The organism is Vibrio quintilis (assembly GCF_024529975.1).
Lineage (GTDB): Bacteria > Pseudomonadota > Gammaproteobacteria > Enterobacterales > Vibrionaceae > Vibrio > Vibrio quintilis.
The window spans coordinates 2,216,919-2,242,883 of record NZ_AP024897.1; the positions used below are offsets into that span (position 1 = coordinate 2,216,919).

Annotated in this window: 22 protein-coding genes; 17 read left to right on the forward strand and 5 right to left on the reverse strand. The window is 44.3% G+C overall.

What is annotated here, in order from left to right:
- The first annotated feature begins 149 nt into the window (after window positions 1-149).
- The 7 genes from OC443_RS10360 to OC443_RS10390 all read left to right on the forward strand — a co-directional run bounded on the left by OC443_RS10360 (window position 150) and on the right by OC443_RS10390 (window position 4,473).
- Window positions 150-830 (forward strand): DUF3334 family protein, encoded by a 681-nt coding sequence (locus tag OC443_RS10360; RefSeq protein WP_073582473.1) that lies wholly within the window; start codon window positions 150-152, stop codon window positions 828-830.
- Entirely contained in the window at window positions 787-972 is a 186-nt protein-coding gene (locus OC443_RS10365; protein WP_143169295.1) for a hypothetical protein, read from the forward strand. The genes OC443_RS10360 and OC443_RS10365 overlap by 44 nt, the downstream gene beginning before the upstream one ends.
- Window positions 965-1,648, forward strand: a complete 684-nt coding sequence (locus tag OC443_RS10370) for a DUF2786 domain-containing protein (protein WP_073582263.1) — start codon at window positions 965-967, stop codon at window positions 1,646-1,648. Before OC443_RS10365 ends, OC443_RS10370 begins: the two co-directional genes overlap by 8 nt.
- 61 nt (window positions 1,649-1,709) lie before the next feature.
- Complete coding sequence (locus tag OC443_RS10375; RefSeq protein WP_073582261.1) at window positions 1,710-2,378, forward strand: OmpA family protein; 669 nt, start codon at window positions 1,710-1,712, stop codon at window positions 2,376-2,378.
- A gap of 56 nt (window positions 2,379-2,434) precedes the next feature.
- Window positions 2,435-3,469, forward strand: coding sequence for a J domain-containing protein (locus OC443_RS10380; RefSeq protein ID WP_083601587.1), 1,035 nt, complete (start codon window positions 2,435-2,437; stop codon window positions 3,467-3,469).
- 131 nt (window positions 3,470-3,600) lie between these two features.
- Window positions 3,601-3,804 (forward strand): hypothetical protein, encoded by a 204-nt coding sequence (locus tag OC443_RS10385; RefSeq protein ID WP_073582259.1) that lies wholly within the window; start codon window positions 3,601-3,603, stop codon window positions 3,802-3,804.
- A 267-nt stretch (window positions 3,805-4,071) separates the two neighbouring features.
- Entirely contained in the window at window positions 4,072-4,473 is a 402-nt protein-coding gene (locus tag OC443_RS10390; protein WP_073582257.1) for a hypothetical protein, read from the forward strand.
- A 21-nt stretch (window positions 4,474-4,494) separates the two neighbouring features.
- On the opposite strand, the gene OC443_RS10395 is transcribed toward OC443_RS10390, so the two are convergent.
- Window positions 4,495-5,004, reverse strand: coding sequence for a lipocalin family protein (locus tag OC443_RS10395; RefSeq protein ID WP_073582255.1), 510 nt, complete (start codon window positions 5,002-5,004; stop codon window positions 4,495-4,497).
- 368 nt (window positions 5,005-5,372) lie between these two features.
- Between OC443_RS10395 and OC443_RS10400 the strand changes: the two genes are divergently transcribed.
- Entirely contained in the window at window positions 5,373-6,476 is a 1,104-nt protein-coding gene (locus OC443_RS10400) for a phosphoribosylaminoimidazolesuccinocarboxamide synthase (protein WP_073582251.1), read from the forward strand.
- Window positions 6,477-6,568: 92 nt separating this feature from the next.
- Here OC443_RS10400 and OC443_RS10405 read toward each other — a convergent pair whose 3' ends face one another.
- A complete protein-coding gene (locus OC443_RS10405) occupies window positions 6,569-6,949 on the reverse strand; it encodes a hypothetical protein (RefSeq protein ID WP_073582249.1) in 381 nt (126 codons plus the stop codon).
- A gap of 338 nt (window positions 6,950-7,287) precedes the next feature.
- Here OC443_RS10405 and OC443_RS10410 point away from each other — a divergent pair, with 338 nt between their 5' ends.
- The 4 genes from OC443_RS10410 (at window position 7,288) to OC443_RS10425 (ending at window position 11,039) form a co-directional block, all read left to right on the forward strand.
- Window positions 7,288-8,976: an NAD-dependent malic enzyme gene (locus OC443_RS10410; protein ID WP_073582247.1), complete on the forward strand. Its 1,689-nt coding sequence runs from the start codon at window positions 7,288-7,290 to the stop codon at window positions 8,974-8,976.
- A 117-nt stretch (window positions 8,977-9,093) separates the two neighbouring features.
- Window positions 9,094-9,417, forward strand: coding sequence for a DUF3392 domain-containing protein (locus tag OC443_RS10415; protein ID WP_073582245.1), 324 nt, complete (start codon window positions 9,094-9,096; stop codon window positions 9,415-9,417).
- Entirely contained in the window at window positions 9,390-10,142 is a 753-nt protein-coding gene (locus OC443_RS10420; protein ID WP_073582243.1) for a SanA/YdcF family protein, read from the forward strand. The genes OC443_RS10415 and OC443_RS10420 overlap by 28 nt, the downstream gene beginning before the upstream one ends.
- 66 nt (window positions 10,143-10,208) lie before the next feature.
- Window positions 10,209-11,039: a DUF2797 domain-containing protein gene (locus OC443_RS10425; protein WP_073582241.1), complete on the forward strand. Its 831-nt coding sequence runs from the start codon at window positions 10,209-10,211 to the stop codon at window positions 11,037-11,039.
- A gap of 89 nt (window positions 11,040-11,128) precedes the next feature.
- Here the strand turns inward: OC443_RS10425 and OC443_RS10430 are convergent, their stop codons facing one another.
- Window positions 11,129-13,360 (reverse strand): glycoside hydrolase family 6 protein, encoded by a 2,232-nt coding sequence (locus OC443_RS10430; RefSeq protein WP_262021664.1) that lies wholly within the window; start codon window positions 13,358-13,360, stop codon window positions 11,129-11,131.
- Window positions 13,361-13,913: 553 nt separating this feature from the next.
- A complete protein-coding gene (locus tag OC443_RS10435; protein ID WP_073583980.1) occupies window positions 13,914-15,854 on the reverse strand; it encodes a glycoside hydrolase family 6 protein in 1,941 nt (646 codons plus the stop codon).
- Between the two features lie 754 nt (window positions 15,855-16,608).
- Between OC443_RS10435 and trxB the strand changes: the two genes are divergently transcribed.
- From trxB to OC443_RS10460, 5 genes are all read left to right on the forward strand, one after another.
- Window positions 16,609-17,565: a thioredoxin-disulfide reductase gene (gene trxB / locus OC443_RS10440; RefSeq protein WP_073583983.1), complete on the forward strand. Its 957-nt coding sequence runs from the start codon at window positions 16,609-16,611 to the stop codon at window positions 17,563-17,565.
- Between the two features lie 184 nt (window positions 17,566-17,749).
- Window positions 17,750-19,540, forward strand: coding sequence for a heme ABC transporter permease/ATP-binding protein CydD (cydD, locus tag OC443_RS10445; RefSeq protein WP_073584045.1), 1,791 nt, complete (start codon window positions 17,750-17,752; stop codon window positions 19,538-19,540).
- On the forward strand, window positions 19,533-21,257 hold the full coding sequence (gene cydC, locus OC443_RS10450; RefSeq protein WP_073583985.1) for a heme ABC transporter ATP-binding protein/permease CydC: 1,725 nt from the start codon (window positions 19,533-19,535) through the stop codon (window positions 21,255-21,257). The genes cydD and cydC overlap by 8 nt, the downstream gene beginning before the upstream one ends.
- Window positions 21,258-22,165: 908 nt before the next feature.
- Window positions 22,166-22,441 carry a hypothetical protein gene (locus OC443_RS10455; protein ID WP_315985762.1) on the forward strand — a complete coding sequence of 92 codons (276 nt, stop codon included), beginning with the start codon at window positions 22,166-22,168 and terminating at the stop codon, window positions 22,439-22,441.
- A 100-nt stretch (window positions 22,442-22,541) separates the two neighbouring features.
- Complete coding sequence (locus OC443_RS10460) at window positions 22,542-25,304, forward strand: immune inhibitor A domain-containing protein (RefSeq protein WP_073583986.1); 2,763 nt, start codon at window positions 22,542-22,544, stop codon at window positions 25,302-25,304.
- A gap of 112 nt (window positions 25,305-25,416) precedes the next feature.
- Here OC443_RS10460 and OC443_RS10465 read toward each other — a convergent pair whose 3' ends face one another.
- Window positions 25,417-25,782: a hypothetical protein gene (locus OC443_RS10465; protein WP_073583988.1), complete on the reverse strand. Its 366-nt coding sequence runs from the start codon at window positions 25,780-25,782 to the stop codon at window positions 25,417-25,419.
- Between the last annotated feature and the right edge of the window lie 183 nt (window positions 25,783-25,965).

Sequence of the window (25,965 nt, forward strand, 5' to 3'; positions counted from 1 at the left end):
AAGCAAGTGTGATGGATTGAACCAAAGTTCTGATACCAGTCAACCTGTCAGCCAATCAACCTGGTTGCCGGAGAGATAATACAATTTTGTACCCCCGGGCGCTTCATGATGAGGTATGCCTGAAAGCTAATTCTTTAATGGACGAGCACATGAAAAAAAACCGAGTTATCACCACCGAAGATATATTACTGAAACTTTGCCAGTCCGTATCCGGCGTTCTGAGTACAGCGACTTCAACCCAGGTCACCTACTCTGCCATGGTACAAAAGATTAACAAAACAGCGCTCAAACCTGATTTCGGATGTTTTGTCCTTTTTGATGGTGGCTTTTCGGGGTTAGTCGTCATCAACTTCACCTCCAAAGCCGCTTTGGAACTCTACAGTAGCTATATGAAAAATATGGGTATGCCTGAAGAAGAACTCGCCGTTTTACACACTTCAGATGAAGTGGGTGATGTTCTCGGGGAACTCATGAACCAGCTTGTCGGGGATTTTACCAATAAAATCCGTAAAGAATTGCAGACAAATATCACTCAGAACCAGCCTAAAATGCTTTCCCTGAATAAACAGGTTCTCCTTTCTGTCGATACCAACCTTGATCGTCCTCAGGCACGCCGGGTAACTTTTTCTACCGCAAAAAATAATATCTTCTATCTGGAACTGGCGATGGATAAAACCGAGTTCATTCAGTTGGAAGAATTTGAAATATCGGATGATGAAAGTCCCGACTCAATTATTGAATCGGCCAGGAAAGAATTTGCAGGGCCGGAACAAAAGAGTACACCGGATGACGATGCTTCCAGTGATTTGCTGGACGAACTGGGCATTTAATACCGGCTTTTTAAGGCAGTTTCCGGAAGTGCCGGCGATTTCACCGGTCAGCCGGAATGCTGCCTTTGCATTTCATACCGGAGACGTTAGAATGGTTGACTTTGCTCATCGTATTCAATCCCGTTTTAAGGTCAATGGATAAACAAAAAGCCCTCAAAAAAATCGCAAAGTGTCTGGAGCTTGGTAATTCAGCCAACGTCAACGAAGCTGCCAGTGCCATCAAAATGGCACACCGCCTGATGTTGAAGTATGGACTGAATAAAGATGACATTGAATTCATCAAAATGGGGAAAACCCAGTCATCTCACCTCTTACCAGCCCAAATCAGCAATAATATTCTGCGCATCATACGTGGCATCAATACCCGGTTTGGTGTGGAAGCCGTCCTCCTCAATCATAAAGGCTTAAAACGCGTAGAATTCATCGGTGAAGCAGATCGGGCAATTTTTGCCGCATTTGCCTTTGATGTCATCTACCGGGAGATGAATGAGCAATCCGGACAGTTCCGTAACAGTTTCGCAGGCAGCGGCACCTCAAATACAGAGGTCGCACGCAGAGTCAATTCATTTATATCCGGCTGGATTGAAGGCGCCCTGGAAAAACTTCCTGTGATTTCTCCCGATGAAGACGCCGTGAATAAGATCAATAATTATATTGACCGGGAATTTAAGAATGTAGACCGGGAAACATTCAAAAAACAGCTCAAAGAAGCCATGAAAAATCTGACTGAAGATTATGAAACCGGGCTGAAAAAAGGACGTAAAATTTCTGTCAACCGTCCGATTGATGGTGCACAATCACCAAAAATGCTGAAATAATCTATACATGAGTGAAGAGTTACTATATTAATTATAAAGATTCTCTTGGGGAGACATACCATTGAAAAAGGTAACAACAGCTGTATTGATTGCCGCTCTGTTAACAGGGTGTCAGGCAACACAAAGACAAAATGCGACAACAGGTGAAATGGAAACTAATTCTGCAACCAAAGGTGCCATCATTGGTGCGATTTCGGGTGTTGTTGCCGGATTAGCCACAGGTGATAACGCAACCGAACGCCGTCAGCATGCTCTTATCGGCGCTTTTGGCGGCGCTGCTGTCGGAGGTGGTATTGGCTATTATTTTGATCAACAGGAAGCGGCATTAAGGCAATCTCTGATCAATTCTGGTGTTCAGGTTCAGCGGGTCGGAGAGAATGAATTACGGCTCATTATGAAAAATGGAATTGGGTTTAATACCAACTCATACCAGCTGAATTACAGTATTTACAATACCCTGAATGGCGTGGCTAAAATTCTGGTTGAATATCCGGAAACAAGCTTAGTCATTGAAGGCCACACTGACAGTACCGGCAGTGACCGGACCAACCAGGTTCTTTCTGAAAAACGTGCTGAGTCAGTCCGTCAGTACCTGGTCTCAAGAGGCGTAGCCGCAGGCCGGGCGATTGCAAGAGGATTAGGTGAACGACATCCAATTTGTTCTAACCTGAATAAACAGGGAAGGCAATGTAACCGCCGTGTCGAAATAAAAATCCTTCCTCTAAAATAAAAGTAAAGCAGATCAGGGGAAATGACTTCCCCTGTATATATCATGCAGGAGCTTGCTTGAAATTCATCATCCCCCTACTGTTTTTGATACTGACAACTTCCGTCAACGCTTCAGATTTTGAAACTGTTAAGAACCAGGCGATCGGGCGGGATAGTCAGGCACAGTATCAGTTGGGACAAATGTACCAACGCGGGGAAGGCGTAAAACAAGATGCTGCTCAGGCTTTTTACTGGATTGAACAGGCGGCAGAAAACGGAAACCCTCAGGCGCAGGCAGAAGTTGCTGAAGCCTATGTGACAGGCAACGGCACCCCGCCGGATAACGAGCAGGCAGTTTACTGGCTTACTCTGCTCGCCACGAACGGCCATACCAGTGCACAGACCCGCCTCGGGCAGCTGTTTGAACAAAAATCCCCTCAACTATCTCCGCAATCTCTGGCTTTGATCTGGTACCGGGTCGCTGCAACCAAAGATCCGGAGGCGGAACTTTTTTATAGCCAGCTACTGGAAAAGCAGTTCAATCAACAGCGCGCTAAACAGATTTCTCAAATAAAATTATTAGATAAATTACTGGTTACCCCGGAAAATACGCCGGCAGAAGAGAAAATAACACCGCCGGCTCCTGCCAGACAAAACTCAGGAGAGCTGATCAGTAACGGACTGATTTGGGGGAGCTTACTGACGCTGTTTCTGATCATTGTCATGGTGCTCAAACAGCTGGTTTTGAAAAAACAGAAAATCTATCAGCAAAATACTGACATTCAATCGAAAAAACTTTCAGAACAACAACTAACGATAAAAAAACAGAAGCAACAACTTGCGGCCCTGTTTCAGGAAGTCAAAAAACTTCAGCATCAGATACAGTCTGGCAAAAAAGCCGGTGGAACAGCAACACCGCCATCTTCTCAAAAACTGGAACTGGCTTGTGCATTATTCGGCTATCAACCGAATCAGATTCCCGAAATGAAACAAATTAAACTACGTTACAAACAGTTGAGTAAGATATATCATCCTGATTTAAAAGGCAGTGATGATGAGATGAAACGACTCAATCAATCCCTGAAAGTTATTCTTGCCCATCTGAAGCAGTAAAGTCACAAAATATTGTGCCTCTTATGTCTCCGGTACTTTTCCGGATGTACATGAATCTTTCATCAAAATTAAATCTTTTCATCACCTGAGCCGATTAAGTTTAAAGTGTATTTATACAAGAGGATTAAATCATGTTTATGATTGAAGGTGTCTGTGACTGGTGTAAGCAACCATCTTTGCTGACACCACATCAGTATCTGGATGGGAAAGTATACTGTTCATGCAAAGATTGTTACGAATTTGCCTGTATGGATGTACGCCTTTATAACCAGGAAGAAGAAGCGGCTCAATTCAGAACCCGGCCGAAATTTTCAGCCCAGCCGACACCAGCCTGAGCATTTACCTTTTTTATCAGTTCTCCTTCCTATGCCTGAACAGAAACGTCAGGCTTATCCGGAACCATACAATTCCGTATTCTTTCCTATGAAGAATGACATCATACAGAGAGCCAGCCCGAAAGAGATCATCTGGCTCTTTTCTCTTTGCCTGCGCATTGACCTGATGATATATACAGCACTTTGTCTGTTATTCAGACAATTTTGCTTGATCATTCCCTTCACCTGTAATACTGTATAAAAATACAGTATTACAGGTGAACGACTATGTATATGAGACACTCAAAGAAAACAGATGCATCAAAGCCGGACAGTCACCCGATCAACTACGACAATGTAACATACTGCTCATTGCAGGGAGCCAGCCAGCGGCTGGAGCATCTGGAATCTGTTCGTCAATGGATATTAATTACCTCTGAATGTCCCCGTCCTGGTGTAAACCTGCTGTCTTCATCTCAGATGTTATGCCAGAAAACCATACAGCTAAGGCCTTCACGGGTCATGAGTGAATATGAAGTTGTCATGAAAGCCATTCGCTCAGGTAATGCCTGCGCGGTGATGGCATCAGACCAGTTTACACCGCAACAACAAGCCAGATTAGGCCGCCTGTCTAAACTATATCGGTGTGAAATATTTTTTACCCGCAGCGATCATCAGCCGTTGCATTAAACCCGGCTCCTGTTAAACGCCTTACTGTTGGACCCAAATCAGCTGGTTGGTATCAAATCCGAGCTGTTGTGACATATCAACAAAGGTCTGTCTGACTTCCGGGGAAACCTCTGGTGAACGGGACAACAGCCACAGATAAGAGGTATCAGGCCCGGATACAAACGCGTATTGATATTGTTCGTGGTCCAGACCGAACACAATGTATGAACCAAAAAATGGTCCGAAGAACGAAACTTTCAAATACCCCCTATCGGCAGACTCAACAAAATACGCCCGGCCTTCTGCTTCCTTCCAGGTATTTTTTTCCGGTGAAAAACCCTTATTCAATACAGAAACGCCGCCATCATCCCTGAGTTGGTAGGTTGCCGTCACTTTTTCCAGTCCCCTTTCAAAGGAATGATCTAATCGCGCAATTTCATACCATGTTCCCAGATAACGATTGAGTTCAAATCCCCGAACCGGCTCTACAGAATCCGGCATCCCGGTACATCCGGACAATAAAAACAAAATACACCACATCAAAAACTTCATGCTTCCCTCCGGAGATATGCCATCAATAAAAGATCATCTCCTTTATAATAACCGACCATGCTTCTGTTTGTGTGTTCCGAACTCACTTTGGTCATAAAACAAGTAATAACGCGGATGAGTTTGTTTGAGTGAGAGATCAGAAACAAAGCCTTATTTACATTCAAATGAAACTTTTGGCTAAAGAATAACCTGTGACAGGACGAACCAAAGCAAACGTTTGCTTTTTCTCTGGCAGTCATCATCAGTTCTGGTATTATGCGCTCACCATAGATATCTGAGGTCTGTTGTACTTCGGTAATACATTTTTGTTCAGCAGAGACCCAGATTATCGCTGTTTATCGTTTTGGTGATTAAATAGGAATATCCATATGAGTCTTGCAGATCAGGTTCTTTCCATCAATGATGATCTTCCCATCCGGACAGACAAACCCGTTCACAGCGGAAAAGTCCGTTCAGTTTACTGGCTTAGTGATAGCGACAGTCGTCGTCTTATCCAGGAAAAGGGCTATGATGTTGCACCTGATGCCCCGCTGGCCATCATGGTTATCAGTGATCGGATATCAGCTTTTGACTGTATCTGGCATGCAGAAGGCGGAATTCATGGCGTTCCGGGTAAAGGCGCCGCTTTAAATGCGATTTCAAGCCACTGGTTTCAATTATTTAAAGACAACGGGCTGGCAGATAGTCATATTCTGGACATTCCCCATCCTTTTGTCTGGATTGTACAAAAGGCGAAACCCATCAAGATAGAAGCGATTTGCCGGCAATATATCACAGGGTCAATGTGGCGCGCTTATGAAAAGGGAGAACGCGAATTCTGTGGTATCCATCTGCCGGAAGGACTGGAAAAAGACAAGAAACTACCTGAAATCCTGATGACACCATCAACCAAAGGAATCCTGAAAGGTATTCCGGACGTTCCGGAAGCCGATGATGTCAATATCACCCGCCGTAACATTGAAGACAACTATCGCGCATTCAACTTTAGCCGGTCTCAGGATATCGATCTCTATGAAACATTGTTAAAACAAGGCTTTCATGTGATCAGCCAGTCTCTGGAAAAACTCGGACAAATTTTTGTTGATACAAAATTTGAGTTTGGATATGTCACGAACGCGGCCGGTCAGGAAAAATTAATCTATATGGATGAAGTCGGCACACCGGATTCATCCAGAATCTGGGATCAAACCAGTTATCAGCAGGGAAAAATTGTAGAGAACTCAAAAGAAGGTTTTCGCCAGTTTTTACTACAGTATTTTCCGGATCCTGACATTCTTCTGAATAAAAACCGGATGCAGGAAAGAGAAGCATTAGCGAAAAACAATGCTCTGCCGCTGCAGGCAATCATGGATGTTTCAGAAACTTACACCAGCATTGCTGAAAAAATTACCGGACAACCTGTCCATTTAGCGGACAACCCGAAACAGGAAATTATTGATATTCTTGCATCAGGTTACGGATTAATTGCTTAATTTCTCAAAATATCCCCAAACAATCTGAAGATACAGATTGTTTGACTACAGGGTGGTTGCACAAACCACCCTTTCAAATGGCAAGATGCAAATTATAATTGTATTTTCAGCTCATCAACCTCCTGAATTAAATGCACAATCAATTCACTGTGCGATTCAATGTCCTGTAACTGTGACTCATCCAACGCATAAGGCATCATAATTTTTAACTCATGGATTCCTTCTGATTTTGCTATTTTGAGCAGCGTTAATAAATTCAGTTCATCACTGTAATGCATCGATAAGTAATGCATCGCATTCTGCCACAACCGCTCTTCAGGACTTAATTTCACTTTTGCTGACACAAAAGATTTCAAACGCCCCGATAAGCAGACAGACTGAATCGCTTCAAAAAATGTCCATTTTTTTAATGTCAGTGCCTCCAGGAAGGATGTGTAGTCAAACACTGCACGGACCTGATGAAACTGTTCCATTTCGTTCCCCCTGACGAAAGTGAAAACAACCCATTAACTATTAGTCATCCAGCGATATATGCAACTGGATATGAAAAAATAATCTTTTATATCTCTTCTTTCTAAGTCATCCGAATATCAGTCAAAACCTGGTAACAAAGACCAAACAATATTTGTACTGCAAGTATACTTTTTGTTTATTTTTTTCTTGTGAAAACAACATTTCCACCCCACGCTCCCCCTGCCAGACCCTATTGAACCATTACTCAGTTAACGCTTTATCGTTTCAGCCATTTACAACACTACGGACTCTCCGTAAAATTTCGGACTCCCTTCATCCTTCATTACAAAGGCAGAAAATGAACAACGAAAAACGTCCTTTATATATCTCTTATGCTGGCTCAACACTTCTCAGTACCCCACTTCTGAACAAAGGCGCCGCGTTTACCGAAGAAGAAAGACAATCTTTCAACCTTGGCGGGCTCCTTCCTGAAGCAACGGAAACAATTGAAGAACAAGCTGTACGTGCCTACCAACAGTACTGTAATTTTGAAAACGATATCGATAAGCATATTTATCTCAGAGGTATTCAGGACACAAACGAAACACTGTATTACCGGCTGGTTCAAAACCATATTACAGAAATGATGCCTATCATCTATACACCGACTGTCGGCGCAGCATGTGAGAATTTTTCTAATATCTATCGCCGGGGCCGCGGGTTGTTTGTCTCCTACCCTAACCGCGATAAAATTGATGACATCCTGAATAATGCTTCTAATCACAATGTGAAGGTCATTGTCGTCACGGATGGTGAACGAATCCTTGGTCTGGGAGATCAGGGAATCGGTGGAATGGGTATTCCAATCGGAAAATTATCTTTATACACAGCCTGTGGCGGTATCAGCCCTGCGTATACCTTGCCGATCGTTCTCGATGTCGGTACAAATAACCCGCAACGTCTGGCCGACCCAATGTACATGGGATGGCGCCATCCCCGTATTACCGGTGCTGAATATGATGCTTTCGTCGAAGAGTTCATTCAGGCAGTCCTGCGCCGCTGGCCAAATACGTTGATTCAGTTTGAAGACTTTGCACAGAAAAATGCAATGCCATTACTTGAACGGTACAAAGACCGGATTTGCTGCTTCAATGATGACATTCAGGGGACGGCAGCGGTCACCGTCGGTTCATTGCTGGCGGCATGTAAAGCGGCCGGCAGCAAATTGTCTCAGCAGCGTGTGACATTCCTTGGTGCAGGGTCCGCTGGTTGTGGCATTGCTGAAGCTATTATTGCGCAAATGGTCTCGGAAGGCATCAGTGATAAACAGGCTCGCTCGCAGGTCTATATGGTTGATCGCTGGGGACTCTTACAGGAAGGCATGCCGAACCTGCTTGATTTCCAACAGCGTCTGGTTCAGAAGAAAACCGGCACGAAAAAATGGAAAGAATCAGCGAATGGTTATTCTTTACTTGACGTTGTCAGAGAAGCTAAACCAACCATTCTGATTGGTGTATCCGGCGCACCTGGTTTATTCAGCGAAGAGATTATCCGGGAAATGCATCAGCACTGTCCCCGCCCGATTATCTTCCCGCTTTCAAATCCAACCAGCCGTGTTGAAGCTCTGCCAGCCGATATTATGGCCTGGACCAACGGTGAAGCACTTGTGGCAACAGGTAGTCCTTTCGACCCGGTTACAATTAACGGCAATACATACGCTATTGTTCAATGTAACAACAGCTATATCTTCCCGGGAATCGGATTAGGTGTTCTGGCGACACATGCCAAACGTGTGACTGATGAAATGCTGATGGAATCCAGCCGCGCACTTGCTGAATGTTCTCCAATGGCGCTGAATGGAAGCGGGCCGCTTCTGCCGCCTCTTGAAGAAATTCATATTGTTTCCAAAAAGATTGCTTTTGCTGTCGGTAAAAAAGCCATTGAGCAGGGTGTTGCTGAAAAAATTACCGATGAAGCACTGGAACAGTCGATTGAACGTAACTTTTGGCAACCGGCTTACCGCCACTACAAACGGGTTGCTTTCTGATTGAGTTCATAAATATGTCTGAATTTCCGGTGATCAACGTATGGATTTGATCCTCATCCGGAGATAAACTGAAGCCTCTTATTATAAGAGGCTTTATTTTTTTAAAGAGATGACAATATGATTCAGTTTTTCAACCCCGCCGGGCAGTATATTGCGCCTTATCTCAGTGAAATATCAACAGCATTTATCGCTTGTTTATTAGTCATGCTGGGCGGAGAAATCAATACTTTTTTACGTCAGGCACTTGGTAACCAGCACTTTATCATCCGTACGCTTGCCTTTATTATCCTCAACGCATTTGGCTACGGATTTATCATTGTAAAACTAAGCCCTGACCTCGCACAGATACTTGAACACCTTGAAAAAGGTATGATGTTTTTACTTGTCATCGCGAGTTTTATTGGCATAGGCTTATGGGCACAGAAAAACCGACATATATAAAAACCAAAATAACAATGACCAGCTTTTTTTCGGGCTATTCATGGTCACGTCTGGTGAAAACTGTTGGCATCACCTTCGTCATCGTTGGGATGCTGACACTGTTTATTGATCGCTGGGTCAGCTGGCAGACCCGGGATCATATTGTCACGGATTCAGACAATCTCCCTCCTTTCAAAGTTGCGGTTGTACTCGGTACCAGCAAATATCTGGGCAGAACATTAAATGACTACTACGCACACCGTATAGATGCAGCAATCCGCCTTTATCATGAAGGTAAAATTAATCAGTTTTTATTAAGTGGTGATAATGCTCACCGTTCATATAATGAACCCTGGACCATGAAGCGAGATCTACTGAAAGCCGGTATTCCTGAGCAGAAAATTGCGTTGGACTATGCCGGATTCCGGACGCTTGATTCGATTGTCCGGACCCGGAAAATTTTTGATACCAACCACTTTTTGATCATTACGCAACAATTTCACTGTGAACGTGCACTGTTTATTGCCGAACACCGTGACATTGATGCGACCTGTTTTGCTGTTCCCGGCCTCACGCATGGTTCGGGGATAAAAGTCAGGGTTAGAGAAGCTTTTGCCAGAGTCAAAGCCGTGCTGGACTTGTTTATTCTTAACGCTAAACCAAAGTTTCTCGGTCCTAAAGAACCCATTATTATCGATGAAGACACGACTCTGACTCCCCTGCCAGAAACTCATCCGGAAAAATAATTCAACGTTCGCTAAATTCTGCTACCATTCCGGCCACAAATCTATTTATATAAAATGAGTAATGTCATGTCTCTGGTCATCAAAGGCGTATTAAGTAAACTTCATTCAACCCCGGACAGTCCGGTTCATTATGAATTACCTGTTGGCGATTCTCTGTTACCACTCAACCCATTGATAGGTAAAAAGATGACCCTGATTTATTCAGGTCATATTTATTGCTGTGCATGCGGTAAAAAAACCAAAAAAAGTTATGCTCAGGGACATTGCTATGTCTGCATGAAGAAGCTTGCCAGCTGTGACATGTGTATTATGAAGCCGGAAACCTGCCATTTTGATCAGGGAACCTGCCGGGAGCCGGACTGGGCTGAATCTCATTGTATGGTTGATCATTATGTTTACCTGTCGAATACATCCAGTCTGAAGGTCGGTATCACCCGTTACTCTCAGATTCCGGTCAGATGGGTTGATCAGGGAGCCACACAGGGATTGCCCGTGTTTAAAGTTAAAACCCGTCATATATCAGGGCTCATTGAAGTGGAACTGGCGAAACATATTGCGGATAAAACTAACTGGCGGGCGATTTTAAAAGGAGAGAATGAAAATCTCCCCCTGAAGGAACTGGCTAAAGAGCTGCTTCCCAAAGTAGAAGACACTGTGTCAGCAATCCGGGAAAAATACGGGGAAGATGCGGTTGAACTTTTAGATTCATCCATCACGGATATCCACTTCCCTGTCAATCAGCATCCAACAAAAATTGTTTCTCACAATTTTGATAAAAATCCGGAAGTATCGGGGACGTTGCTGGGAATCAAAGGACAGTATCTGATCTTTGATACCGGTGTCATCAATATCCGGAAATTTACTTCTTATGAAGTTGAAGTTCACTCTCCCGAATAATACTAATCATCATCAGTGACAAAAATGCCAGCTGACCGAAATCAGCTGGCATCACTTTATCGCTTATTTCAAATCATTGAATGATTTGATTACTCTGGTTTACCGGTTGCAGTATCCAGTGATGGGTAAGCGTTATCCAACAATACTTTGAAACCAGCAGAGAACCAGCGACCTGCGTGAGGTGCGTTGTCCATTGCTCCGGTTGCTGTTGAATGTGGCTCAGAGTTCATTGAATCCGGGTCACACATTGAATCATATTGTTTTGCCGGATCATCCGGGTCTTTCTGATAGTCAGACTCAGAGATACCATCTGATTCACCTGGTGGTTTCGCCCATACGAACGCATCGATACCTGGGTATGGACTTGCATATGGTTTATAACCGATACCACCTGGCTGGTTACACCAGTTACCACGGTGCAGACGACGGTCAACACGAGACTCGTTCACATAAGTGTCCAGGTTAGTTGAAGAACTTGCGCTGCTCGGACGCTCAGAACCACCCCAACCGTTACGGCTTGTATCGATCAGCATACCGATAGTTGAAGGTGCACCCTTCGCGATCATTTTCTTACGGAATTCCTGAGCGTAAGATTTTTCGTCGAAGTATGGGTTCCATTCGTAGAATGATGAACTACGTACTTGCTGGCCACCGACGTTTTTGTATGGTTCCTGCAGGTATGGTTCGACTGTTGGTGTGTAGTTTGCTGTGTTCGTAATAAACCCGGCAATACTATCCCAGCCTGCATCAGTACCGGTTACAACACCAGCAATCAGGTTAACAGCAGGATCGAAGTTACTATCCCAGCCTAACCAGCCTGAGTGAGCAGCATCGATATAAGAGTAAACGTTTTTCAGTGGTGAGAAAGCGTTCAGAGCGTAAGTGATACCTTCTTTATAACCACCTTCACCAGCCGCTTCTTTACATTTAGCAACATCGATGTTGGTTACAAGGTTTGGCAGAGAATCAAGCTCAATCAATGTAACGATATGAATGTCTTTGTACGCTGGATCAGCCAGAATTGCAGCGATTGGATCGATGTATTCAGACTTATAGCGGTCCATACCACCGTCAGCAATTGTCAGCTCACCATTGGAAGCTCTTGCACGACAGTCACGGTTTGGCAGGTCATAAATAACCACGGTAAACAGGTCAGCGCCCTGTGCCAGTGCGTTATCTAAGTGTGCTTTCAGACCCATTGCAGAGTCAGTACCTTCAATCGCAGCAATACGGTCCATCCAGACGAATGTATTTTGACCGGCAATTGCAGAGCCGCCATCAGCTTCAGCTTTTGCAGCCCACTCTGGGTTCACATACCATGTTGCATTAGCAAATGGGTTGTCAACGCGGGTGATTTCACTCTGCGAATTTTCATCAGTGACTTTAATTGTGACTGATGCAGTACTGGTCAGATTACCATCGCTCACAGTAACTTTTGCAGTGAATGTACCTGTTGTTGTATAAGTGTGGCTTGGGGAAACACCAGTACCAGTACTGCCGTCACCAAAGTTCCAGCTGTAAGTTAAAGCATCACCTTCAGCATCAGTTGAAGCAGAAGCATCAAATGAAACTTCCAGTGGCGTTGTACCCTGACGCGCACTCACTGAAACTTTTGCAGATGGTGCAGTATTACCCGCTTCATCAGCAACGTGAATCACAGTCATTGCAGAGTCGCTCAGCGTACCGTCACTGACTGTCAGCTTCACAGTGTAATCACCAGCTTCAGTAAATGTATGGCTTACGCTTTCGCCTGCATCTGTAACACCGTCACCGAAATCCCATGTGTAAGTCAGCGAATCACCATCTTTATCAGATGAACCAGCAGCACTGAAATCAACACTTAATGGCACAGTGCCCGATGTAACCAATGCCGAAAGATCAGCACTTGGTGCATTATTTTCAGTTGTTGGCGGTGTTGTACCACCAGTATCTCCGGAACAAAGATCGCCCGTCAGTTCAGGCGCCTGAGCGGCTGAGCTTGCATTACTTTTAACGCCGATAAAGCCAATTTCTACACTTTGCCCGGGATTGATTGTACCGTTCCAGCCCATATTTTTAGCAACATATGGATTTGAACCAGTCAGATTCGCTCCCCAAAGGTTCTGAATTGTAGAACCATCAGCAAAGTTAACACCAACCTGCCATGAGCTTACTGCAGTGTCACCATCGTTAGTGACTTTGATTGCGCCCTGAAAACCGCCCGGCCAATCACCATTTACTGAAAACTCACAACCAGCCTGAGCTGCGACTGAACCACATGCAGCACTGACCGCCAAAAGAAGAGGTATAATGCGATTGCATTTACGCTGTCTTCTTGTCATAAAAAATCTCCTAAATTTACAGACAATTTCCTGCAGGAAATCATCCTGCTAAAAAATTGTGTATGCCTATTTCATTCATTATTTTTTACAAGGCCTATAGCGAACCAAGACGTTGCTTTTCTTGTATACCTGCGATTCATCACATAAACAACAAAGCTCTATAACCTCTATTTCATTTGCGGAATATGTATCTAAAAACCTCAGTTATTGACAAAAACATGTTAATAAAGTGACTTGAATTGTCGCAATAATTGTATATTTGTGCTTAAAAAAGCCAGAACGTGATCTTCTGCCAAAGAATGCTCTCCGGCAAAATACACATCGGCAGATATTGAAAATCAATCTGATGAAACAGCGTTTCAAAGGAAATGAATGCAAATTGATAGTTATATTTGATGGGTTCTTTTTCAGAGAAGCCTTACCTGGCGGAGGCTCAGGTGCGCCATATCTGAAAACAAGATCTGAACAGGAAAGGTCTGAAAAAGAAAATGCCAGCTGACCGAAATCAGCTGGCATCACTTTATCGCTTATTTCAAATCATTGAATGATTTGATTACTCTGGTTTACCGGTTGCAGTATCCACAGATGGGTAAGCGTTATCCAACAATACTTTGAAACCCGCAGAGAACCAGCGACCTGCGTGAGGTGCGTTGTCCATTGCTCCGGTTGCTGTTGAATGTGGCTCAGAGTTCATTGAATCCGGGTCACACATTGAATCGTATTGTTTTGCCGGATCGTCCGGATCCTGCTCATAGTCAGACTCGGAGATACCATCTGATTCACCTGGTGGTTTCGCCCATACGAACGCATCGATACCTGGGTATGGACTTGCATATGGTTTATAACCGATACCACCTGGCTGGTTACACCAGTTACCACGGTGCAGACGACGGTCAATACGAGACTCATCAACATAAGTATCTAAATCAGATGAAGTACTTACACTGCTTGGACGCTCAGAACCACCCCAACCGTTACGGCTTGTATCGATCAGCATACCGATAGTTGAAGGTGCACCCTTCGCGATCATTTTCTTACGGAATTCCTGAGCGTAAGATTTTTCGTCGAAGTATGGGTTCCATTCGTAGAATGTCGAACTACGTACTTGCTGGCCACCGACGTTTTTGTATGGTTCCTGCAGGTATGGTTCGACTGTTGGTGTGTAGTTTGCTGTGTTCGTAATAAACCCGGCAATACTATCCCAGCCTGCATCGGTACCGGTTACAACTCCGGAAATCAAATTCACTGCAGGATCGAAATTGCTATCCCAGCCTAACCAGCCTGAGTGAGCGGCATCGATATAAGAGTAAACGTTTTTCAGTGGTGAGAAAGCGTTCAGAGCGTAAGTGATACCTTCTTTATAACCACCTTCACCAGCCGCTTCTTTACATTTAGCAACATCGATGTTGGTTACAAGGTTTGGCAGAGAATCAAGCTCAATCAATGTAACGATATGAATGTCTTTATACGCTGGATCAGCCAGAATTGCAGCGATTGGATCGATGTATTCTGCTTTATAGCGGTCCATACCACCATCAGCAATTGTCAGCTCACCATTGGAAGCTCTTGCACGACAGTCACGGTTTGGCAGGTCATAAATAACCACGGTAAACAGGTCAGCGCCCTGTGCCAGTGCGTTATCTAAGTGTGCTTTCAGACCCATTGCAGAGTCAGTACCTTCAATCGCAGCAATACGGTCCATCCAGACGAATGTATTTTGACCGGCAATTGCAGAGCCGCCATCAGCTTCAGCTTTTGCAGCCCACTCTGGGTTAACATACCATGTTGTACCAGCAAATGGGTTGTCAACACGGGTCACATCACCAGTACTGGTACCAACTTTGATTGTCACTGAAGCAGTATCTTCAAGTTTGCCATCGCTGACAGTCACTGTCGCAGTGAATGTACCTTCTTTTGTATAAGTATGGCTTGGAGAAACACCAGTAGCAGTACTTCCGTCGCCGAAGGTCCAGCTATAAGTTAAAGCATCACCTTCAGGGTCAGTTGAACCAGAAGCATCAAATGAAACTGCTAAAGGCGAATTGCCTGAAGTTTCACTGGCCGTCACTTTTGCTTCAGGTGCAGTGTTATCCGATGTAGGAGGAGTTGTACCAGAACACAAATCTCCGGACAGCTCAGGTGTTGAAGCTGTAGAACCAGCAGGTGCTCCCATCAATGTAATGGATAAGCTCTCTCCGGCTTTAATTGTACCATTCCAGGCACTGTTAGAGATTGTATAAGGACCGGTGCCACTGATATCACCGCTGTAAGCGTTTGTGATAGTTGTTGCATCCGGGAAAGCCACACCAAATTCCCATGAGCTGATATCTGTGCTTCCATCGTTAGTCAGCTTCACTGCTGCCTGATAACCACCAGGCCAGCTGCTTGTCAGGCTGTATTCACATGCTGCCTGAGCTGCTGTAGCGGAACAAACCGCACCAACTGATAGAAGAAGAGGAATAATGCGGTTCAATTTTCGCTGTTTTCTCTTCATTGAGAAGTCTCCTGTTTTAACACTAATTCACCCGTTTCCGGAGCGAAAGAATTAGTGTCATTTTTATGACTAGTTTTTATTGATGCCCTAACAACAAGTTAAGACATGTAATTTTTATAAATGCATAACATTTCACATTCAATACCTTTATATAAAAATAACTGCATAATTTGCGTTTATTGATTGGGTATCAAAAATTTCATTCAGCGAATGGATATAAAAGTCACCAATTCAGGCAACAAATGTGATATAAGCACATGAAACAAAAAGAGAAATATAGAATCTAATACGGTTAATTTTGGTTAAAAATTAATCACAGATCACAGACATTATATAAAAAAAATAGTATTGGACCTTTTAACCTATCACTATGATTTATGCATAAATCCTTCAATATATATGCAGCAAAAATAGCCTGGTATAATTAACACTTCAGTGATTAACCAACATAAAACTGCCGGTAAAACATCATGTTTCAGATAGTTATGCTCTGCTTTTTTATAGATAGAAATCAGAAGACGGGGATTCAGACAGGATGCAAATGCAGTCACCACACGGAAATCGTTCTGTTTCCGGAAGCAGTCGATCGCTGATGATGGTTTTGACTATATACCCAAACCCAAACAACCTGAAGATGCAGGTTGCTTGGGTATAACCTTTTCTTTCATAATATGCTTTTTTGCACTCTTCTCATAAAACACGTTATCTCCTACAATCGCATCAATGGTAAACATGAGTTCCGATGAGAAAATACATGAGCAATATAAAACATTCTAAATTGATGATTCTTGGCTCAGGTCCGGCTGGCTATACCGCAGCAATCTATGCTGCCCGTGCAAATTTAAATCCGGTACTGATTACAGGCATTCAACAGGGCGGTCAGCTCACCACAACAACTGAAGTCGAAAACTGGCCCGGCGGTTCAGAAAACCTGACAGGGCCACAGTTAATGGAAGATGTCAAAGCACATGCTGAACGATTTGAGACCGAGATTATTTTTGATCATATTAATGATGTGGATTTTTCAGAGCGCCCCTTCAAACTGAAAGGCGACAATCAGATTTACAGCTGCGATGCACTGATTATTTCTACCGGCGCCTCGGCAAAATACCTGGGGCTTGACTCTGAAGAAGCATTTAAAGGCAGAGGAGTGTCCGCATGTGCAACATGTGATGGCTTCTTTTACAGAAACCAGAAAGTTGCCGTTGTTGGCGGCGGCAATACAGCCGTTGAAGAAGCTCTTTATCTTTCGAATATCGCAAAAGAGGTGCACCTGATACACCGTCGCGATACATTCCGCTCAGAGAAAATTCTGATAGATCGCCTGATGGATAAAGTAAATAACGGCAATATCATTCTGCATACTGATCGTACACTGGATGAAGTACTCGGCGATGACATGGGCGTAACCGGCGTTCGTCTGAAAGACACACAATCCGATAAAACAGAAGCGCTGGATGTCATGGGCGTATTTATTGCGATTGGCCACCACCCCAATACCGACATCTTTAACCAACAGCTGAAAATGAACAATGGCTATATTATAGTTAACTCAGGGCTGAACGGTAATGCAACGCAAACCAGTGTCGAAGGAATATTTGCAGCAGGTGATGTAATGGATAATCAGTATCGTCAGGCAATTACTTCTGCAGGAACGGGTTGCATGGCTGCACTGGATGCAGAACGTTTTCTTGATAACCTGCCTCAATAATCCGGCAAAAAAACCTTCAACAGAAGTAAAGACAAGCACCCCGGTTGTGTCCACACCGGGGTTTATTTTGTATAATACCTCTTCATTATTATCTCCGGTCATAGAAATATCGGTTCATTTATGAATGTGCTGGTCTGATTTATATCCGGAGAAGCCACATTATTCCTGTGAAAAGCCTTCAATGATGGATAAAAATAAACAAAAAAGTTTAAATGCCTGGCTACGGCAACAAAGTAAGCTGGCCAAACGCTGGCTGCTCATCTCGATCGGCCTGGGTGTATTATCAAGTATTTTTTTACTCGGCCAGGCAGCCCTGCTGGCATCGATTCTTCATCAACTCATTATCGAACATGTCGATAAAACCACATTAATCCCCCACTTTCTCGGGCTGGCAGCTGTCATCGCTATCCGTGCCGGCCTGACATGGGCCAGGGAAATCGCCGGATTTAAGTGCGGAGAGCAAATCAGAATTTATATCCGCCAGCTTATTTTTGATAAGCTGAGAAAAATGGGCCCAACCGTAATCAAAGGTAAACCCGCTGGTTCATGGGCTACCCTGATTCTGGAACAGGTTGAAAATATGCAGGACTTTTATGCCCGCTATTTACCACAAATGTCTCTGGCGGTATTGATTCCTTTTGTCATTTTAGTCGTGGTGTTCCCGGTCAACTGGGCGGCCGGATTAATCTTTTTAATTACGGCTCCACTCGTCCCCTTCTTTATGGCACTCGTCGGAATAAAAGCTGCAGATGCAGCCCGGAAAAACTTCAAAGCCCTGCAGCGGTTATCCGGCCATTTCTATGACCGCCTCCAGTCAATGACCACAATCAGAATGTTTGACCGGACCCGGTCTGAAGCGGAACATCTCCGGGCTGCATCCGAAGTTTTTCGCCTGAGAACGATGGATGTATTGCGGGTTGCTTTTCTTTCATCTGCGATACTGGAATTTTTTACATCTGTTTCAATCGCAGTGACCGCGGTTTATTTTGGTTTCAGCTATATCGGTGAACTTGATTTCGGCGATTACGGAACAGGCATTACTTTATTTACCGGTTTATTTGTTCTGATTCTGGCGCCTGAATTTTATCAGCCTCTCAGAGATCTGGGCACTTTCTATCATGCGAAACAGCAGGCGATTGGCGCTGCAGAAAGCATTGTGGAATTTCTTGACTATGAAGTCAGCGAGATTCGTTCAGGCTCAACACAACTCCCTCCGGCACAAGCAATTACAATTGAAGCGACCGGGCTGGAAGTACTCAGTCCACAGGGAAAAAAGCTGGTTGGTCCCATCTCGTTTCAACTGAACCCGGGCCAAACCACGGCACTGGTCGGCCCAAGTGGCGCAGGTAAAACATCGCTTGTGCAGGCTCTGCTCGGCTTCATGCCCTACCGGGGCGAATTAAAAATTAATGGTATTGAAGTGCACGATCTGTCTCATGAAGACTGGCGTAAACATATCAGTTGGGTCGGACAAAACCCGCTGCTGGTTCATGGCACTATCAGAGACAATATTACTCTGGGAAAACCGGATGTGTCCGGTGAAAGGCTCAGTCAGGTGCTGGCGCAATCCTTTTCTGCTGAATTTGTCGGGCGGCACGGACTGGATTATCAGATTCAGGATCGTTCCGGTGGCTTGTCTGTCGGCCAGGCACAACGCTTAGCCCTGGCCCGGGCCATGCTGCAGGATGGCCGGTTCTGGCTGTTAGATGAGCCGACTGCAAGTCTGGATGCTTCCAGCGAGCAACAGGTGATGCAAGGGATAGCGTCCTGTATTCGTGATCGAACTACGCTGATGGTCACGCATCAGCTTTCTCCGCTGCAATCTGTAAATCAGATTCTGGTTTTACAGGACGGACAACTGGTTCAGTCAGGAAATTACGATACTTTAGCCCGGGAAGATGGGCTGTTTAAATCGATGCTTGAATCGAACCTGTCTGCGTACAGTGAACAAACGGGAGACCTTCTTGATGCGTGAACTGATTCCATTTCTTAAACTTTATAAAAAACATTGGTTTGGTCTGACACTGGGCATGATTCTGGCTTTTTTGACACTGTGTGCATCAATTGGCCTTTTGACCCTTTCCGGGTGGTTTCTCTCCGCAGCGTCCGTTGCAGGTCTGACAATCGCCAGACAAACCTTTAATTACATGCTTCCCAGTGCTTTTGTCAGAGGTTTCGCCATCGGCCGTACCGCCGGGCGCTGGGGCGAGCGGGTCGTCAGTCATAATGTCACCTTTAAGGTGCTGGCTGACCTGAGAATTTTTTTCTTTGAAAAACTGGCACCACTGATTCCCGGCCGGGCGGCTAATCTGCGCGATGGTGATATTTTAAACCGCCTTGTGGCAGATGTTGACGCCATGGATCATGTCTATCTGCGTTTAATCAGTCCGGTACTGATTGGCGGCATGGGAATCGTTGTACTGACACTGTTTCTGAGCTGGTTCGATGCTCAGGTTGCCCTGCTCCTGGGCGGTATTCTGCTGATTCTGCTTCTATCCTGGCCGGTCCTGTTTTATCAGCTCGGGAAAAAAAATGGTGCGGCACTTACCCGGAAAAAATCTCAACTGAGAATCACGTTACTGGACTGGATTCAGGGCTACAGTGAGCTGATTATTTTTGGTGCAGAACCGGCTTACCGGCAGAATGTTTTCCGTCAGCAGGCTGCAATGATCAAAAATCAATACATCCATGCGCTGTATACCGGCTTTGCTCAGGCTTTGCTGATGCTGGCCAGCGGATGGACGCTGGTTCTCATGTTATGGTTTGTCGGTAATGGGGTTGGCAATGCCCCACCCAGCCCGATGATAGCCATGGTGATTTTCGCCACAATGGCAAGTTTTGAGCTGTTAATGCCTATCGCCGGTGCATTTCAGTACCTCGGACAAACCATGACCTCAGCGCGCCGCTTGAATGAAGTGCTCTCGGCCAGCCCTGAAGTCGTTTTTCCGGATGAAACAACAGAGCATAGTGAAACATTTGATATCCGTTTTCAGGATGTCAGCTTCTCATATGATGAACATCAGGATTCAGTGCTAAAAGAAATCAATCTGCATATTCCGGCCGGACATAAACTTGCTGTCGTAGGCCAGACCGGTTCAGGAAAATCGACTTTAATGCAGCTGATTTCGCGCTACTGGGATCCTCAGTCCGGGCAGATATCCATCGCAGGCACCAATATAAAACAGTGGCGTGAAAGCGACCTCAGAAAATCCATGAGCATTGTCAGCCAGCGGGTCGACATACTCAATGGTACTTTAAGAGATAACCTGTTAATTGCAAATCCGGATGCTGATGATATTCAGTTAGCCAATATACTGGCGCGTGTCGGGCTGGATAAGTTACTTGAAGAGCAGGCCGGACTTGATAGCTGGCTGGGTGAAGGCGGACGTCAGCTCTCAGGTGGAGAAAAACGCCGGCTGGGAATTGCCCGGGCCATTCTTCATCAGGGGCAGATTCTTTTACTGGATGAACCGACAGAAGGGCTGGATAAACAGACTGAGCATCAAATTATGTCATTACTCCGGTCACATTTTACCGATAAAACAGTTATTTTTATCACACACCGCCTGATAGAGCTGACCCGAATGGATGCAATCTGCCTGCTTGAACAGGGACAAATCATTGAATACGGTGATCACCAAACCTTAATGGCACATCAGGGCCGCTATTATGAATTAAATCAAACGCTATAATCTGCTCTGCCTGAACAACCTGAAGTGCATGATTCAGGTTGTTTGGGAATCCGCTATGTCAGGTCAGTATTTCTGGCCTCTTTTTTTTCTGTTTTCTTATTTGTTACCATATAACATAACAAAACAACCTGAATATTTATTCTGAAAAAGCACAATATTAATTAAGTAATCGTTTGCATTGATTTAAATTTAAATCTTTCTTCTCAAAAAAACTTATATATTATTTTACCTCCCCGCTGATTACATATTTCGTGACATTTATCCAAAACGGCCCCGGTAATTAATAAGAAAAGCATAGAGAGAATAACAAGAGAAACTGTTTAATCATTAACCACAGATGGTGAATTCTGTTAATAAGATACGGCACAAATACACACAAAAATATTCTTAGTTATCCCTCACATACAACCTTCCTCTATACCCAAATAACCTCAAGATGCAGGATTCAGGTTAATTGGGTATATACCCAAACAACCTGAAAATACAGGGTTCAGTGAGATTTGTCAGGCTCTGAGACAAGGCACTGATTTGAAGATAGAGTCATTCTACGTTGAAAATCAGTCACGCCGTATCAGAGCCTGACAAACTCACCCGCAGGGCGTGAGCTGAAAGGCACATTTCTGCGTCAAGAGAATTTGAAAGGTGGGGACATTCCTGCATTCCCTTTTCTTGAACTGTACCTTTCGGCTGCACGCTGAATCCTGCATCTTCAGGTTGCTTGGGTATATACATTTAAAGCATGCTTAATAATGAACAAAATCAATATTACTATTTAAACAATTAATTTATCTGTCAATAAATTAATGATAAAAAACAAATTAATCAAATAATTACCTGTAATGATCGATCCATGAATTTAATTTAAATTTTGATTGAATTTTCGTGAATATGAATATATTTTATAAAAAATGATTACAAAAATTACATTCAATATGAAAGCACGGATCGCATTTTTATTGGCTTTAATTCTCTCGCCTTCGATTTATTCCGGATCACTACCTCAGGATGAGAAATTACTTCAGTCACTTATTCAACGTGGCGTAATCTGTAAAGGATTGACCTACGATGAACAACAAGAAGCATTACGTATTTATCTGAATAAGAAAGCCCGGAAAGATAAATCGCCACAAGAAAAATCAGATTCGACTTCTTTTAAGACGTGCATTGCACCTCATAAAAAATAACATCGCACACAACGAAACCTGCTTATTTTGAATTATTTCTTCCGGAGTAACAGGCTCAGTTGGCTATAAGTAAACACAAAAAATCAAGAAGGATTATAAAATGATAAAAATGAGGAAAACATTGCTTGCAACGGCAATGATGACCTGTTTTGGTGTCAGTAGTTATGTTCATGCCCATGCACCAGCAGATATGGGGATTGTGAACGAAGAAAAACTTATCGAAATGCTGGTTCGCAAGGGCGTTGTCGACAGTCATGCATCAGATGCAGCTAAACACGATGCGTTAAGAAAATACCTTGCAAAAAAAATTAATGCCGGCTTTAAAGGCGATGACCAGCTTGGAAAGAAAGCGCTTTTAAACCGGGCGAAAGTTCTGAAAGCAATGAAAGCCGGACAAGGTCGCCAGAAATTAAACGTCTTTGCACTGGATGTCAGTCAGAAACGTAATGATAAAATTCTTGCACTGTTAATCGATTTTCCTGATTTACCCTGGGATGACAATCAATTAACCCCGGCTTTAACGGACATGTACTACAAAAGCTACACGCCCGACCATTATCAGACCCTGCTGTTCTCTGACACCGGTTATACAGGGCCAGACGGACAAAATCTGATTTCAATGCGCCAATACTACCATCAGGAATCCGGCGACAGTTATGGTGTATCCGGTAAAGTTCTGGGCTGGTATCATGCCTCTCATAACGCTGCTTATTATGGCGGCCATACTGCATCCGGCGGCAATGACCTCAATCCTCAGCAACTGGTCCGCGAAGCACTTGACCAGCTGGCAAAAGATCCAAGTGTCAATCTGGCAGACTATGATATCGAGGACCGTTATGACTATGATGGTGACGGGGATTACCGTGAACCGGATGGCGTTATCGATCACCTGATGGTTTTCCACTCTTCCGTTGGTGAAGAAGCAGGCGGTGGTGCACTCGGAGAAGATGCAATCTGGTCACATCGTCATAATCTTGGCCAGTTTTACGTTCTGAAAGGCACACAAAGTACAGTACCGGGCCGTTTCGACGGACAATACGCAGCTTACGATTACACCATGCAGCCAATTGATGCTGCTGCCGGGGTCTGTTCACATGAATATGGCCATGATCTGGGATTACCGGATGAATATGACACACAATATACCGGTAAAGGTGAACCAGTCTCCTACTGGTCAATTATGTCTTCGGGCAGCTGGGCCGGCAAAGTCCCCGGTACAGAACCATCATCTTTCTCAGCATGGTGTAAAGCCTTCCTGCAGGATGCTGTCGGCGGCAACTGGATTGACGACAAACAAATTTCACTGGATGAGCTGGATAAGCATGCCAAAGTCATCAAACTCCGCCAGACAACCGATACTGATCATCAGAATCTGATTAAAATTCCTCTGCCGCAAAAACAGATTGAAGACCTTGCACCTTACGAAGGCAACTATGACTTTTATTCCGATAAAGGTGACAGTCTGAATAATAAAATGACCCGGACTTTAACCATTCCGGCAGCATCAAAAGTCGCCCTGAAGTTCAAAGCATGGTATCAGATAGAAAAAGACTATGACTTCGCCAGAGTGACAGTCAATGGTCAACCGGTTGCAGGAAACATCACCACAATGGATGATCCGCAAACCACCGGACTTGTGCCTGCAATTTCCGGAAAATCAGATGGCTGGATCGATGCTGAATTCGATTTATCCCAGTGGGCCGGACAGGATATTGAACTCGGTTTTGAATATATTACCGATGGCGGCCTGGCGATGGCTGGTTTCTATCTGGATAACCTTGTGCTGGATGCTGACGGTGTAACCACAGCAATTGACGACGCTGAAAGTACACCAAGCTTTACCTTTGATGGCTTCCGCCTGAACAATGGATATCACTTAGCAGATCATTACTACCTGCTGCAATGGCGCAGCCACAACGGTGTTGATGGCGGTTTGGGCCATATCAACCGCTTTGGTCAGCTGATGTCTTTCGAACCCGGCTTGCTGATTTGGTATGTTGATGAGTCACTGACGGATAACTGGGTCGGTCAGCATCCGGGGAAAGGCTGGATAGGTGTTGTCGATGCCGATCAGAATGCGCTTGTCTGGGCCAATAGCGGAAAAGCTGCACAAACCCGTTATCAGGTTCGTGATGCCGCCTTCTCACTGAAAGATCAGGCTCCGATGGCACTGAAAAACAGCAGTGGCGATATTCTTGAAGATAACAGCCTGATTGGTACACCTGATTTTGCTGATAATAAAGATTACAGCGATCCGGACCAGCCGGATGCGGGCCGTCTATTGTCAGACTTCGGTTTACAGATCGATGTTCTGGAACAGGGTGAAAATGATGAATATGGCCTGATCAAAATCTCCAGAACATCGACACCAAATACTGCGCCAGAAGCTGCTTTTGACCTGAAGGTGAATGATCTGACAGTCACAGCAACCAATCTGAGTTCAGACAGTGACGGTAAGATTGTCAGTTATCTCTGGGACTTCAGTAACGGACAAACCAGTTCAGAAGAATCACCCACCTGGACATATGCTCAAAAAGGTACCTACCGGGTGACTTTAACCGTGACTGATGATCAGGGAGCAACCAAAACGCTGAATGAATGGGTCACAGTCACCGATCCGAATACTGCACCGGTTGCTCAGGCCAGATATGTAAAAAATGACCTGAAAGTTTCAATGTGGTCAACAAGCTGGGATCAGGGTGGCCGTATCGTTGATACCCAGTGGACTTTACCGGATGGAGAAGTCAAACATGGCGTTTCCTTCTCGACAACCTTCGCCTCTCACGGCCAATACGATGTATTACTCACTGTGACAGACAACGATGGCGCATCAACCAGCAAAACAATTCAGGTTAACCTCTGATTAGATTAGCTTGCTAAATCGATATTTTTAACACACATACGCAAAGTGCAACCAAAATGGTTGCACTTTTTGCATCACACAATGCCTTACATCAGTAAAGCAGCATATTTAATTACTCTGGATCACTATCATGGTTAGTTTCCGGCGCAGATGTTTGTACACCCCCCATCACCGCAAGACCATCATAACGACACTTATCAAGATATACTTTCAGATAACTTCCTTTTTTATAAGAGTTCAGAACCAGCTCTTTACCCAGATCGCTGACAACACCGTAAGCAACTTTACTTCCTGTTGTCTGACAGGCTTCTGTATTCACAGAGGTATTGAAAGTGACGTACACTCCTTCGTCACCAGTAACAGAATCCGCATATTCGGTTAAACCAGTCACATAGACAGGCTCAGACCAGGATCCGGCAAAAACAGAAGTTGCGACAGATAATGATAGAGGGAGTAATAAATACTTCATAAATTTCATAAAAATTTCCTTTTTTATAAGATGCATGAATAAAGTCAGCCCAAAGGAACATTGTTCAATTGGGTCAAAAAGAAAGATACAGCAAAACATTATGAAATAAAACGATGTGCATTTATGAATTTGATATTTCCATCAAAAGCAGGAATCTGTGGGATAAAAAAACGACGTATAATTGATATAAAG

What these genes read in the sequence shown, in the direction of transcription:
- OC443_RS10360 (WP_073582473.1), top strand. Translation starts at nt 150, where the DNA reads ATGAAAAAAAACCGAGTTATCACCACCGAAGATATATTACTGAAACTT.
- OC443_RS10400 (WP_073582251.1), top strand. Translation starts at nt 5,373, where the DNA reads ATGAGTCTTGCAGATCAGGTTCTTTCCATCAATGATGATCTTCCCATC.
- OC443_RS10455 (WP_315985762.1), top strand. Translation starts at nt 22,166, where the DNA reads ATGATTACAAAAATTACATTCAATATGAAAGCACGGATCGCATTTTTA.
- OC443_RS10390 (WP_073582257.1), top strand. Translation starts at nt 4,072, where the DNA reads ATGTATATGAGACACTCAAAGAAAACAGATGCATCAAAGCCGGACAGT.
- OC443_RS10425 (WP_073582241.1), top strand. Translation starts at nt 10,209, where the DNA reads ATGTCTCTGGTCATCAAAGGCGTATTAAGTAAACTTCATTCAACCCCG.
- OC443_RS10430 (WP_262021664.1), bottom strand. Translation starts at nt 13,360, where the DNA reads ATGACAAGAAGACAGCGTAAATGCAATCGCATTATACCTCTTCTTTTG.
- OC443_RS10385 (WP_073582259.1), top strand. Translation starts at nt 3,601, where the DNA reads ATGTTTATGATTGAAGGTGTCTGTGACTGGTGTAAGCAACCATCTTTG.
- OC443_RS10395 (WP_073582255.1), bottom strand. Translation starts at nt 5,004, where the DNA reads ATGAAGTTTTTGATGTGGTGTATTTTGTTTTTATTGTCCGGATGTACC.
- OC443_RS10420 (WP_073582243.1), top strand. Translation starts at nt 9,390, where the DNA reads ATGGGCACAGAAAAACCGACATATATAAAAACCAAAATAACAATGACC.
- cydC (WP_073583985.1), top strand. Translation starts at nt 19,533, where the DNA reads ATGCGTGAACTGATTCCATTTCTTAAACTTTATAAAAAACATTGGTTT.
- OC443_RS10435 (WP_073583980.1), bottom strand. Translation starts at nt 15,854, where the DNA reads ATGAAGAGAAAACAGCGAAAATTGAACCGCATTATTCCTCTTCTTCTA.
- OC443_RS10405 (WP_073582249.1), bottom strand. Translation starts at nt 6,949, where the DNA reads ATGGAACAGTTTCATCAGGTCCGTGCAGTGTTTGACTACACATCCTTC.
- OC443_RS10460 (WP_073583986.1), top strand. Translation starts at nt 22,542, where the DNA reads ATGATAAAAATGAGGAAAACATTGCTTGCAACGGCAATGATGACCTGT.
- trxB (WP_073583983.1), top strand. Translation starts at nt 16,609, where the DNA reads ATGAGCAATATAAAACATTCTAAATTGATGATTCTTGGCTCAGGTCCG.
- OC443_RS10465 (WP_073583988.1), bottom strand. Translation starts at nt 25,782, where the DNA reads ATGAAATTTATGAAGTATTTATTACTCCCTCTATCATTATCTGTCGCA.
- OC443_RS10410 (WP_073582247.1), top strand. Translation starts at nt 7,288, where the DNA reads ATGAACAACGAAAAACGTCCTTTATATATCTCTTATGCTGGCTCAACA.
- OC443_RS10370 (WP_073582263.1), top strand. Translation starts at nt 965, where the DNA reads ATGGATAAACAAAAAGCCCTCAAAAAAATCGCAAAGTGTCTGGAGCTT.
- OC443_RS10415 (WP_073582245.1), top strand. Translation starts at nt 9,094, where the DNA reads ATGATTCAGTTTTTCAACCCCGCCGGGCAGTATATTGCGCCTTATCTC.
- cydD (WP_073584045.1), top strand. Translation starts at nt 17,750, where the DNA reads ATGGATAAAAATAAACAAAAAAGTTTAAATGCCTGGCTACGGCAACAA.
- OC443_RS10365 (WP_143169295.1), top strand. Translation starts at nt 787, where the DNA reads ATGACGATGCTTCCAGTGATTTGCTGGACGAACTGGGCATTTAATACC.